Origin of the sequence: Faecalibacterium sp. Marseille-Q3530, from assembly GCF_017377625.1 — a bacterium.
Lineage (GTDB): Bacteria > Bacillota > Clostridia > Oscillospirales > Ruminococcaceae > Faecalibacterium > Faecalibacterium prausnitzii_E.
On record NZ_JAFREH010000002.1, the window covers coordinates 186,476 to 199,064 of the forward strand.

General features: G+C 58.1%; 12 protein-coding genes and 1 tRNA gene. 12 read left to right on the top strand and 1 reads right to left on the bottom strand.

Features of this window, described 5'->3' with window-relative positions; all coding sequences use genetic code 11:
- Positions 1 to 5: 5 nt before the first annotated feature.
- The gene (gene asd, locus J3350_RS04035) at positions 6 to 1,088 is read right to left on the bottom strand and encodes an aspartate-semialdehyde dehydrogenase (RefSeq protein ID WP_097792252.1); all 1,083 of its coding nucleotides are present in this window, start codon (positions 1,086 to 1,088) and stop codon (positions 6 to 8) included.
- Positions 1,089 to 1,245: 157 nt separating this feature from the next.
- On the opposite strand from asd, the gene queA reads away from it, so the two are divergent.
- The 12 genes from queA (at position 1,246) to J3350_RS04095 (ending at position 12,416) form a co-directional block, all read left to right on the top strand.
- Positions 1,246 to 2,274, top strand: a complete 1,029-nt coding sequence (queA, locus tag J3350_RS04040) for a tRNA preQ1(34) S-adenosylmethionine ribosyltransferase-isomerase QueA (protein ID WP_207685774.1) — start codon at positions 1,246 to 1,248, stop codon at positions 2,272 to 2,274.
- 142 nt (positions 2,275 to 2,416) lie between these two features.
- Positions 2,417 to 3,562 carry a tRNA guanosine(34) transglycosylase Tgt gene (gene tgt / locus J3350_RS04045; protein WP_207685775.1) on the top strand — a complete coding sequence of 382 codons (1,146 nt, stop codon included), beginning with the start codon at positions 2,417 to 2,419 and terminating at the stop codon, positions 3,560 to 3,562.
- A gap of 81 nt (positions 3,563 to 3,643) precedes the next feature.
- Entirely contained in the window at positions 3,644 to 3,958 is a 315-nt protein-coding gene (gene yajC, locus J3350_RS04050) for a preprotein translocase subunit YajC (protein ID WP_097792249.1), read from the top strand.
- Between the two features lie 64 nt (positions 3,959 to 4,022).
- Positions 4,023 to 4,409 (top strand): TIGR04086 family membrane protein, encoded by a 387-nt coding sequence (locus J3350_RS04055; protein WP_207685776.1) that lies wholly within the window; start codon positions 4,023 to 4,025, stop codon positions 4,407 to 4,409.
- 36 nt (positions 4,410 to 4,445) lie between these two features.
- Positions 4,446 to 5,216 (top strand): hypothetical protein, encoded by a 771-nt coding sequence (locus J3350_RS04060; protein WP_207685777.1) that lies wholly within the window; start codon positions 4,446 to 4,448, stop codon positions 5,214 to 5,216.
- Between the two features lie 83 nt (positions 5,217 to 5,299).
- Positions 5,300 to 5,375, top strand: a tRNA-Thr gene (locus J3350_RS04065).
- A 251-nt stretch (positions 5,376 to 5,626) separates the two neighbouring features.
- Entirely contained in the window at positions 5,627 to 6,589 is a 963-nt protein-coding gene (locus J3350_RS04070; protein WP_207685778.1) for a PhoH family protein, read from the top strand.
- A 51-nt stretch (positions 6,590 to 6,640) separates the two neighbouring features.
- Positions 6,641 to 7,132, top strand: coding sequence for an rRNA maturation RNase YbeY (gene ybeY / locus J3350_RS04075; protein ID WP_097792245.1), 492 nt, complete (start codon positions 6,641 to 6,643; stop codon positions 7,130 to 7,132).
- Between the two features lie 51 nt (positions 7,133 to 7,183).
- Positions 7,184 to 8,104 (top strand): GTPase Era, encoded by a 921-nt coding sequence (gene era, locus J3350_RS04080; RefSeq protein ID WP_097792244.1) that lies wholly within the window; start codon positions 7,184 to 7,186, stop codon positions 8,102 to 8,104.
- Between the two features lie 213 nt (positions 8,105 to 8,317).
- Positions 8,318 to 9,064: a DNA repair protein RecO gene (gene recO, locus J3350_RS04085; protein WP_097792243.1), complete on the top strand. Its 747-nt coding sequence runs from the start codon at positions 8,318 to 8,320 to the stop codon at positions 9,062 to 9,064.
- 28 nt (positions 9,065 to 9,092) lie between these two features.
- Positions 9,093 to 11,504, top strand: coding sequence for an endonuclease MutS2 (locus tag J3350_RS04090; RefSeq protein ID WP_207685779.1), 2,412 nt, complete (start codon positions 9,093 to 9,095; stop codon positions 11,502 to 11,504).
- An 84-nt stretch (positions 11,505 to 11,588) separates the two neighbouring features.
- Positions 11,589 to 12,416 carry an N-acetylmuramoyl-L-alanine amidase gene (locus J3350_RS04095; RefSeq protein ID WP_207685780.1) on the top strand — a complete coding sequence of 276 codons (828 nt, stop codon included), beginning with the start codon at positions 11,589 to 11,591 and terminating at the stop codon, positions 12,414 to 12,416.
- Positions 12,417 to 12,589 lie beyond the last annotated feature (173 nt).

Here is a 12,589-nt window from a genome sequence, read left to right on the forward strand (position 1 = left end):
GCAGATCAGTCAAAATAGCCCTTGGCGGCCAGCAGCTCTGCCAGAAGGACCGCACCGCCTGCCGCACCGCGCAGGGTGTTGTGGCTCATGCAGGCGAACTTGTAATCGAACAGGGTGTCCTCCCGCAGACGGCCCAGGCAGACGGCCATGCCGTGCTCGGTGTTGCGGTCCAGCTTGGGCTGAGGACGGTCGTTCTCGGTGAAGTAGTGCAGGAACTGCTTGGGTGCGCTGGGCAGCTCCAGCTCCTGCGCAGGGCCGCGGAAGTTAGCCCATGCTGCAAGGATCTGCTCCTTGGTGGGCTTCTTGTCAAAGCTCACGAAGACCGCAGCGGTGTGGCCGTCGGAGACGGGAACACGGAAGCACTGTGCGGTGATGACGGGCTTCTCGGCATTGACGATCCGGTCACCCTCGATGTGGCCCCACAGCTTCAGCGGCTCCTGCTCGCTCTTCTCTTCCTCGCCGCCGATGTAGGGGATGACGTTGTCCACGATCTCCGGCATCCGGTCAAAGGTCTTGCCCGCACCGGAGATGGCCTGGTAGGTGCAGACCAGCGCCTTGCTGACGCCGAAATCCTTCATCAGGGGATGCAGGGCCGGCACATAGCTCTGCAGGCTGCAGTTGGACTTGACGGCGATGAAGCCGCGCTTGGTGCCTAGACGCTTGCGCTGTGCCGGGATGATCTCAATATGGTCGGCGTTGATCTCCGGCACCACCATCGGGACATCCGGGGTGCCGCGGTTGGCGCTGTTGTTGGAGACGACCGGGCACTCTGCCTTGGCATAAGCCTCCTCAAGCGCCTTGATCTCGGCCTTGGGCATATTGACGGCGCAGAAGATGAAGTCCACCTGCGAAGCGACCTCTTCCACCTTGGAAGCGTCCAGCACGACCATCTTCTTCACGCTTTCGGGCATCGGGGTGGTCATGGCCCAGCGGGAACCGACAGCTTCCTCATAGGTCTTGCCTGCACTGCGGCCGGATGCGGCCAGAGTGGTCAGTTTGAACCAGGGGTGATTCTCCAGCAGTGTGATGAAGCGCTGACCGACCATGCCAGTCGCACCGACAACGCCAACTTTATACTGTTTTTCCATTTCCAGCACCTTTCCTTTCAAAAAAAAAACGAAATTCACACCGAGCGCAGGCTTGCAAACCGGACGCCCATGCAATATAATAGATACCGCTTATACAGATTTTATGATAACATTGATACGACCTTCGTGTCAATCATCGGAAAGGCAAATGCGAAGCATGTTAAAAAAAGATTTTTGGTACGATTTACCCAAAGAACTCATTGCACAGGAGCCTGCGGCCCCCCGTGATGCCGCGCGCCTCATGGTCCTGAGCCAGAAAGACGACAGCATCCAGCACCGGATCTTCCGCGACCTGCCGGAATATCTGGAGCCCGGCGACCTGCTGGTCGTAAACAATTCCAAGGTCCTGCCTGCCCGCATCGTGGGCGTCAAGCAGCCCACCGGCGCAGTCTGTGAGCTGCTGCTGCTCCGCCAGGTCAAGGGCGACCAGTGGGAATGCCTGGCCAAGCCCGGCAAGCGGATGCAGCCGGGCACAAAGGTCAGCTTCGGCGACGGCACCCTGACCGCCGTGGTGGACGAGACGCTGGAAGACGGCAACAAGTTTGTTACATTCTATTATGACACCGAGACCCTTTATGAAAAGCTGGACGAATTTGGAAAAATGCCTCTGCCGCCCTACATCACGAAGCAGCTGGATGACCAGAGCCAGTACCAGACCGTCTATGCCAAGGAGCTGGGCAGCGCCGCCGCCCCCACGGCAGGCCTCCACTTTACCCCGGAGCTGATGGACACCCTCCGCGCCAAGGGGGTCGGCATCGCCGAAGTGACCCTGCATGTGGGCCTCGGCACCTTCCGCCCCGTGATGGAGGATGAGATCGCCGACCACAAGATGCACAGCGAGTGGTACTCCATCAGCGAGGAGACCGCCCAGCGCATCCGGGAGACCAAGGCCGCCGGGCACCGCGTCATCGCCGTCGGCACCACCAGCTGCCGCACCCTGGAGGCTGTCGCCGCCAAGTACGGTGAGATCAAAGCCTGCAGCGGCAACACATCCATCTTCCTGTATCCCGGTGTCCAGTTCCACTGCATCGACGGCCTCATCACCAACTTCCACCTGCCCGAAAGCACCCTCATCATGCTGGTATCGGCGCTCTACGGCTACGAAAAGACCATGGCTGCATACAAGGTTGCTGTGGAACAGAAGTACCGCTTTTTCAGTTTTGGCGATGCGATGCTGATCCTGTAACACTGAAATTTACGCTCGTGAGCCGGATACGGCCTGCGGGCATTGAACGATCCGTCGTTCTTTGGTACACTATTTCTGATGACGCCGCAGGTCTGCGGCACAGGATGCACGGCTGTTTTCCGTGCACAGAAAGGAAACGTTTATGCCTTCTTTGACCACGTACAAGCTCCTCAAACAGGAGCACGACGCCCGGCGGGGCGAGTTCAAGACCGTGCACGGCACCGTGCAGACCCCGGCGTTCCAGAACGTCGCAACGGCAGGTGCCATCAAGGGCGGCCTGTCGGCACAGGACCTGAAGGATATCGGTGCGCAGGTCATGCTCTGCAATACCTACCACCTTCATCTGCGCCCCGGCGACAAGCTGGTGGCCGACATGGGCGGCCTGCACAAGTTCACCCGCTGGAACGGCCCCATCCTGACCGACAGCGGCGGATTTCAGGTGTTCAGCCTGTCCAAGTTGCGCAAGATCACCGAAGAGGGCGTGACCTTTGCGTCCCATCTGGACGGACACCGGATCTTCATGGGCCCGGAAGAGAGTATGCAGATCCAGGCGAACCTGGGCTCGACCATCGCCATGGCCTTTGATGAGTGTGTGGAGAACCCTGCACAGCACGATTATTCCAAGGCAAGCTGCGACCGCACCGTCCGCTGGCTGGCCCGCTGCAAAGCGGAGATGGCCCGCCTGAAGCACGAGGGCAGAGCCGTCAACCCGGACCAGCTTCTGTTTGGCATCAACCAGGGCTGCACCTTTGCCGACCTGCGGGTCGAGCACATGAAGCAGATCGCCGAGATGGACCTCGATGGCTATGCCATCGGCGGCCTGGCAGTGGGCGAGCCCACCGATGTGATGTATGAGATGATCAGCCAGGTGGAGCCTCACATGCCCAAGGATAAGATCCGCTACCTGATGGGCGTCGGCACACCCGGCAACATCATCGAAGCCGTTTCCCGCGGCGTGGACCTGTTCGACTGCGTCATGCCCAGCCGCAACGCCCGCCACGGCCACCTGAACACCTGGGGCGGCATCATCAACATCAAGAATGCCAAGTACGAGCGCGATGAGCGCCCCATCGACCCCACCTGCGGCTGCCCGGCCTGCCGGAACTACTCCCGCGCCTATATCCGCCATCTGTTCAAGGCGGAAGAGCTGCTGGGGATGCGTCTGGCCGTCATGCACAACCTGTGGTTCTACAACCATCTGATGGAGCGCATCCGCGACGAGCTGGACGCAGGCACCTTCACCGCCTTCCATGACCGCTATGTGAAGCTCCTGGATACAAGAATCTGAGTTTTTCGCACTTTGGCCTTGCAACCGCCCGAAGAAGGGTTTATAATAAGATTATCTGAATTTTGAGAGGAGATTTTGCCCATGCAATTTCTGACGACTACGACCGAAAGCTACATCAGCCTGTTCTTCACCCTGGCTCTGATGCTGGTTCTGCTCTATTTCATGATCTATCGTCCCCAGAAGAAGCAGGAGAAGAAGGACGCTGCCATGCGTGCTGCTCTGGAGATCGGCGATCAGGTCACCACCATCGGCGGTGTGATTGGTCGTGTGGTTGCCATCAAGGACGACACCTTCGTTCTGGAGACCGGCGCTGACCGCGTGAAGATCCGCTTCACCAAGAATGCCATCAGCTCTGTTGAGAAGCTGAACATGGACAACGCTCCCGCTAAAAAGTAATTTCAAGACCCGGTACTTTTTCACGCGCCCTCCTGCATACAGTAGTGCAGGGAGGCGCGTTTTTATGTCTGAACAAAAGAAGATCTCCGTAGGGGCGGCGCTGCTGGCGTTCGGCATCGGCGGCGCGTTTGCCGGTGCCTGCATGGCAGGGCTGGCGTATCTTATGGTCCGGTATGGGCTTTCTCAGGCTGCGGCCTGGCCGATGGCAAGCGCTGCGGTCTGCGCGGGCAGCCTGCTCAGCGGGTGGTTGGCCGCATTTTTTCAGCGCAGCCGTGGGCTGGTCTGTGGAGCCATCCAGGGGGCAATGTTTGTACTGCTCCTGACCGGGTTTGGTCTCTATGCCGGGTTTGCACCCGCAGAAATGCAGCTTGTGCGGTTTGCATTGGTGTTTTTATTTGGCTGTCTGGGCGGCATCTTCGGGATGCTGCGCACCGAACGGCGGCATCACTGAAACGATTCGAGGGCACAAAACAGGAGGAGTTCAAAGATGTGGGTCTATCAGAAGCCGGAATCGTCCGAACCCTTGGAACCGCTGTCTGCACCGTCTGTGCCGGACAGCGCACCGCTCAAAACCAACGTTACGCTTCCAGAACCAAATGAGCCGCTCCCGGCGGAAGCGCCATCGCAAGCGGTCCCGGCCGTTCCGGAGCCGATGGAAACGCCCCGGAAACGCTCTCTGCGAGCCGATTACAGCTGCATTTTGCTGGCGGGTGCGTATTTGTTCGGGACCTTTCTTGCGGGTGTTCTGTCTGCTCTGTGCAGTGCCGGCGAGCTGGAAACGCTCGACTATTATCTCAGCTGCTGGCGGACTTCCTTTGCAGCGGAAACGGCGGCTCAGGCAATGGGCCTTTTCCGGACGGAACTTCTGACCGCCTCCGGGGCTCTGACCGTTTTGCTTCTGCTGGGCCTGTCCGCAATTGGTTCGCTGCCCATTTTCTGTTTTCTGATCCTCTATGGGGCCGGGGCAGGGATGCTGTCCTTTCAGCTGCTGACCAACCTGAACTGGAAGGCACTGTTGGTCTATTCCGCCGCATCCGGGCTTCCGACCGCGCTTGCCGCCGGCTGTCTGTGTCTGTTCGGCGCGCTGGCGCTGCAGGTCAGTGGAAAGATCCAGCGCTGCTCCTTCGGAACGTCGCTTTACTCCGCCGGAGCCTGGAGCCTTGTCGGCCAGTTCGTCCGCACATTGTTTCTCCTGCTTCCCATCTGCGGTGCCGCAACGGGGATGCTGTATCTGTGCGGGCAGATGAAGGGATTCTAAGAAGTTCGCGCAAAAAACAAATTCCTATCTTGACACTCACCGGCTTTTATGATAGAATACATCACGTTGCAGAACATTGGTCTGCTACTGTGGCTCAGCCGGTAGAGCAGCTCACTCGTAATGAGCAGGTCGTCCGTTCGAATCGGATCAGTAGCTCCAAAAGCCCTACGAATTATCGCTAGATTTTGCGAAATTCGTAGGGCTTTTTCTTGCTTATAAAGTACTACCCCAAATTTTTTGTAACACTTTTTGCAACATGGTCTTGTCGGCAACATTTTCTAATGGTCTGCATCGAGTTTTTGCCTGATAGATTCCTTCACTAAAATTTTGTGCAATTTTCACAGTTTTCTTCTTGCACTTTTGGTGGTACAATAAACATGGAATTCTATTGAGATTTCGGGAGGAGCCGTATGGCTGAAAAGAGCATCGAACTGGATAGTGTGGAGATCGCGGCGGCGGTTTTTGGAAACTGTGACCGCAACATCCGCCTGTTGGAGAAAGAGTTTTCCGTTACGGCTGTCTGCCGCGGCACAATGCTTCGCCTGTCGGGCGAGAGCGCCAATGTTGCCGCTGCGGCACGTGCCATTGAGGGGATGCTTATTCTGATCGAGAATCATACCCCGCTGGAAGAGCAGACTGTGCGCTATTGCTTGAGCCTTGCGCATGACGGCGAGGAAAAGCGCGTCAAAGAGCTGACGGAGGATTTCGTGACCGTCACCGTAAAGGGGCGTCCGATTCGCCCCAAAACGCTGGGGCAGAAGGAATACCTCAACGCCATCCGCAAGAATGCAGTGACCTTTGGCGTCGGCCCGGCGGGTACGGGTAAAACGTATCTGGCTGTCGCAATGGCCGTCAAAGCCTTTAAGGCAAAAGATGTTTCTCGTATCGTCCTGACTCGCCCGGCGGTGGAAGCAGGGGAGAAGCTTGGTTTTCTGCCCGGCGACCTGCAGCAGAAGGTAGACCCTTATCTGCGTCCGCTCTACGACGGCCTGTTCGATATGCTGGGGGCCGAAACGTACGAGCGTCTGGTGGAGAAGCAGATCATCGAGGTCGCGCCGCTCGCATACATGCGTGGACGCACCCTAGATGACTCGTTTATCATTCTGGACGAAGCGCAGAATACCACCCCCGAACAGATGAAGATGTTTCTGACCCGTATGGGTGTAGGTTCCAAAGTGGTCGTGACCGGCGATGTGACACAGATCGACCTGCCAGACCGTACCCGCAGCGGTCTTGTGGACGCGCTGCAGATCCTGAAAAATGTGGACGGCATCGCACAATGCTACTTTACCGAAAAGGATGTTGTGCGACATCGTCTGGTTCAGGAGATCATCAAAGCATACGAAGCCGCCGCGCACCCCGCCAAGCGCTGAGAGCCATAACGCTTTCAAAAAGGCAGCATAAAAAGAAAGGAGCGGACTGTTATGTCCAATAAAGTTTTGATCACCAATTCCCAGAAGGCTGTGAAGGTCCCGTCGGGCCTCCGCATCCTGATCCGCCGTGCCTGCAACGCCGTGCTGGAATATGAACATTTCGATGACCCTGCTGAGATCAGCGTAACCTTCGTTGACAATGCCTCCATTGCGGAGCTGAACAACCAGTATCGCAACAAACCCATGCCCACGGACGTTCTGAGCTTTCCTCTGGGCGAAAACGGCGTGTACGATGTCGATGAGAACAACGGCTGCAAGATGCTGGGCGATATCGTCATCAGCATGGAGCGCGCACAGGAACAGGCCACGCTCTACGGTCATCCGCTGCAGCGCGAAGTTGCCTTCCTGACGGTGCACTCGATGCTGCATCTGCTGGGCTATGACCACGAGAACGGCGGTCTGGAAGCCATGCGGATGCGCGAGAAGGAAGAGGCCGTGCTGACCCAGCTTGGTCTGCCCCGCACAGTCAGCTACACGGAATAACACAGAAGCCTTGGAAGGGATAGGAGTTCTATTTTGAAAAACGCAGCCCCAATGCAACAGCATTATGAGACCTCTTCGGTCTTTGTGGCCGTCATCGGCCGGCCGAACGTCGGCAAATCCAGCCTGACAAATCGTCTGGTCGGTGAGAAGGTAGCCATCGTCACCTCCAAACCCCAGACGACCCGCACCCGCATCACCGGTGTGGTGACGCGCGGGCCGTTGCAGTATGTCCTGCTCGATACGCCGGGCGTACACAAGGCACACAACAAACTGGGCAAACGGATGGACAAGACGGCCAGTGATTCCATCGCGGACGTCGATGTCTCCATGATGCTGTTTGAGCCATACGGTGCACTCAATGAGCCGGAAATGGTCCTGGTGGACGCTCTGCGCAGCAGCGGCGGCCCGGCCATTGCCGTCATCAACAAGACCGACCTCGTCAAAGACCCGGCGGACCTCGAAGCCCGCAAGGCAGAGCTGAAGGCGCTCGGTGTCTTTGATGCCATCTATACCGTAAGCGTCCGCGCCGACGACCGCTGCGAGGAGCTGTTCGACGCGCTGAGCCAGTATGCGGTAGAAGGCCCTCACTATTTTGACGATGACGCCTACACGGACATGCCAGAAAAAGAGCTGGTGGCTGAGGTCATCCGCGAAAAGGCGCTGCTGTTCATGCGGGATGAGATCCCGCACGGCATCGCTGTCGTGGTGGAACGCTTCAAAGAGCGTCCCGGAACCGACCTTGTGGACATCGACGTCAACATTTACTGCGAACGTGAGAGCCACAAGGGCATGGTCATCGGCAAGGGCGGCGCGATGCTGAAGAAGATCGCCAGCGCGGCCCGTGCAGACTGCGAAGAGTTCCTCGGCTGCCGTGTCAACCTGCAGTGCTGGGTCAAAGTCAAAGCCGACTGGCGTGACAATGAGTTTTTGCTGAACAACTTTGGTTTCAAGCAGAACCCGAACAATCGCTGAGCCTGCGCCGCGATTCGGACAGATTTTCCACGGGTGGTGCGCTAGGATAAAGGCAACACTATCATGGGCGGCATCTGCCGCGCAGAAAGGGGAGGCCTATGGACGCTGACGCACACTGGCAGGCATTTGCCTGCACCGGAAACATCCTCCGCTACCTGGATTACAGGCAGCAGAACGCGGAACAGCCTGCTGTTCCGGCAGGAGAAGATACTGATGGATACGATCGTAACGATGGGGCTCGTCCTGCGGGAGACCCGGTACAAAGAGGCTGACCGGATCCTGACCATCCTGACACCGGAGCTTGGTGTGATCTCGGCTTCGGCGCCGAACAGCCTGCGGCTGAAGAGTAAATTATTCAGCGCCTGCGGGCTTTTTTGTTACTCGGAATTTGTCCTTGTTCCGGGGCGGAATATGTACACGGTCCGGGAGGCTTCGGTCAACACCATTTTCCACGGAGTTTCTTCCTCCATCGAGGGGATGGGGCTTGCCATGTATCTGGATGAGATGGCGGTCTCGCTCTCGCCGACCGGCACCGAAGCGGGCAAGGAGCTTCGGCTTCTGCTCAACTGCCTGTACATGATCAGCCGCCAGAAAGCGGATCTGCGCGTCATCAAGGCGGTGTTCGAGCTGCGCACCATGAGCGAGTGCGGCTTTTTGCCGCAGCTTGCCTGCTGCAATGTGTGCGGAAAGTATGACGATGCGTCGTTTTATCTCGACCCGCAGGAGGGCTATCTGCTCTGCCCGGACTGTGCGCAGAAGGCAGGGAAGCCGTGCAACCTGGACGCCGGTGCGCTGTATGCGTTGCGGCACATCTGCCTCGTAGAGGACAAAAAAATATTTGCATTCAAGATCTCGGTCGGCAGTCTAGCTAAGCTGTCGGCGGTGGCAGAGCAATACGCGCTGACCCACCTCGATAAGCCGCTGAAGAGCTATTCATTTCTGAAATCCGTTCTGCCCTGACCGAACAAATTCTAAAGGGATCATTACTATGGAAACAAGCTACTTAAAAACACTTGAGCTTGATAAGATCATTGCCCGCGCAGCCGAGGGCTGCGTCTGCCGGGAGGCCAAAGCGCAGATGCTGGCGCTGGAGCCCCAGTGCGACCCGGACGAGGTCCGCTATTCGCTGGAACAGACAGACGCCATCAACAGCCTGCTCATCAAAAACGGTTCGCCCCGGTTCGGCGGTGTGGAGGGTGTCAGCCAGCTGGTGACCCGCGCTGTCAAGGGCGGTGTCCTCTCGATGGGAGAGCTTCTGATGGTGGCGGGGGCACTCCGCAACTTCCAGAATCTGAGCAGCTGGTACGGTTCCTCGGATCACGAGGCGCTGCCGACAGACGACCTGTTCTACGCGCTGGCCCCGCAGCCCGGCCTGGAGCAGCAGATCTCCAGCGCCATTCTGGCACCGGATGCCATGGCTGACACGGCTTCCCGCACGTTGAATGAGCTGCGCAAGAAGATCCACGCTACCGAAAACAGCATCCGCGACCGTCTGGAAACTATGGTCCGCAACATGGACACCTCCAAATATCTGCAAGAGAGCGTCGTTTCCATGCGAAACGGCCGGTATGTCGTCCCGGTCAAAAGTGAATACCGCGGTGAAGTGAGCGGCATCATCCACGATGTCTCCTCTACAGGCGCAACGGTCTTTGTGGAGCCGCAGGCCGTCGTGGAGGCAAATGCCCGCATCCTGCAATTCCGCGCACAGGAAGCGCAGGAAATCGAGCGCATTCTGGTTGCCTTCACGGCACAGGTCGCCGCCATTGAGCCGCAATTCCAGTACAGCTATAAGGCCATGCTGGAAATTGACGTCCTGCTGGCCAAAGCGCGGCTGGCGCTGGACATGAAGGCCTTCAAGCCTGCCGTGCGGACCGATTCGTCCTTCTCACTCATCCGGGCACGGCATCCGCTCATCGACCCCAAAAAGTGCGTTCCGGTGGATATCGCGCTGGGCAGAGACTACGATTCGCTCATCATCACAGGCCCGAACACCGGTGGCAAGACGGTCACTCTGAAAACAGCCGGTCTGCTGTGTGCCATGGCACAATGCGGCTTCCTCATTCCTGCTGACGAGCGCAGCGAGATCTGTGTATTTGACGAGTTCCTCGTGGACATCGGCGACGAGCAGAGCATCGAACAGAGCCTGTCTACCTTCTCCGGCCACATGAAGAAGATCACAGGCATCCTGGAACTGGCCATGCCCCGCACACTGGTCCTGCTGGACGAGCTGGGAGCAGGCACAGACCCCGCCGAGGGTGCTGCGCTGGCAGTCGCCATCATCGAGGAGCTGCGCCGCCGTGGTGTGCTTCTGATGGCGACCACCCACTATGCAGAGCTGAAGGTCTTCGCTCTGGAGACGAAAGGTGTCGTCAATGCCAGCTGTGAATTTGACCTTGAGACGCTGCGCCCCACATACAAGCTGAGCGTCGGCGTTCCCGGCAAATCCAACGCCTTCCTCATCAGCGAGAAGCTCGGCATCCCAGAGCGCGTCATTGAAGCGGCACAGCAGCATCTTTCGGCAGAGGACAAGCGTCTGGATGCGGTTCTGGGCCAGCTGGACGACCTGAAACTGCAGCTCAAGGAAAGCCAGGACGAGGTGGAAGAGCTTCGCAATGAGGCTGCCCATCAGCTGGATGCCGCCCGCAAAAAGCGGGACGAACTCATCCAGCAGGGCGAAAATGAGCTGGAAGCAGCCCGCGCCAAGGCCCGTGCACTGGCACAGCAGGTGGAAAGCAAAGCATACGCTTTGACGGATGAGCTGCGTCAGCTCCAGAAGGATGAGCGGATGAGCACTCAGCAGAAGGCTCAGCGCGCGCGGGAGATCGCCAAAAAAGAATCCGAAAAACTCTTCATCGGCACCGAGGTCGTGCACAACCCGGTCAAGGAATTTGTGCCGCTGAAGGAGGTCAAGGTGGGGCAGGAGGTCTGCATCGCCGAGCTGAATCAGCTGGCAACGGTGCTGGCTTTGCCGGATAAAAATGGCGATGTCCTCGTTCGCGCCGGAATCATCAAGACCAAAGTTCCGCTCCTGGGCCTGAAGCAGCCCGAAAAGCTGGTCAAGGAACCGCAGGCCAAGACCAAAGCGCAGCAGCGGTATTCCCGCCTGACCGGTGACGCCAACCGCCCGAACGGCAGGGTAGAGCGGGTGCAGCGCAGCGCCAAAATGGAGTGCAATCTGCTGGGCCTGACGGTCGATGAGGCACTGCCGGAGGTGGATTCCTTCATCGACCGCGCCATCCTGAACGGCCAGACCGTGGTCTATCTGATCCATGGCAACGGCACCGGTGCACTGCGCACGGCCATCCACAAGCATCTGCGCGGAAACCGCATGGTCAAGAGCTTCCGCCTTGGCCGCTACGGCGAGGGGGAAAGCGGCGTGACCGTGGTCGAACTGAAGTAAAATTTCTCCGGGCATTTCCCGGAAACCTGCCCCGGAAACCATCTCGCGGGCAGGATTTGTTTTATTCAAAGCAGGGAAGTCTATATGGCAAAACATGCAGTCCATCGCAAAAAGAAACAGAAAAATCAGGCCTTTTCATTTCGTCACGCGGTCGTTCTCTGCCTCTGTTTCATCGGGCTCTGTTTCGGCCTTTATTTGTGGTATGCATCCTTTACGATCGGGCAGGGAACACCCGCTGTAGACGATGATGATTTCCGTCCTACCTTCGGCCCGCCGCCCTATCGTATTGCGATCGATGCCGGGCACGGCGGCTCGGACCCCGGCGCGCAGGGGATCGTAACGGAAAAGGAGATGACGGCAGCTACCGCCGAAGCACTGCGCGGGTGGCTGGAGGCAGACCCCAATTTTATCCCGCTCCAGACCCGCGAAAGCTATGACGCCACGGCAAAGCCAGCAGAACGCGCCGCTGCGGCCAATGCGCTCTCGCCGGACCTGCTGCTTTCCATCCATGGGAACTCTGCACCGGAAGGCTCTACAGCCTCCGGGTTCGAGTGCTATCCCAGTGTGCCGGGCCGCACCTGGCATCAGGAAAGCTATTATTTCGCAAAACTCCTGGCCAGCGCCATGCGTTCCGCCGGGGCCAGTCTGCGGGGGCGCGGAGGAGTCCGTTACATTTATTATATCGGAGAAGCAAAGCAGCTGATCGAGACCAGCCATACCGAAGTGCGGGCAGAGCGCAGCTTTACCATCCTGGAAGATGCAAACTGTCCGGCCGTTCTGGCAGAGCAGTGCTTTGTGACCAGTGCAGCCGATATTGCACAGTTTGGCAGTGAAGAGGGTTGCAGGCGAACCGCCCGCGCTTACTATGAAGCCATCTGTACATATTTTGAGATCACACCGCTGCCGGAATAAACCAAACCTGGCACAAAGAGAGCATCCCGCACTACACATGGCCTGAACCTGCAACGGTGTGCGTCCTGAAACAGAAACGAAAAACGAGCCTCCCGGCAAAGCTGTGCGTGTGGAACACAGCAGAAGAGGGGGCCTGTTTTTCAATAGCATAAGTTTCGTATAATGCACGTTAT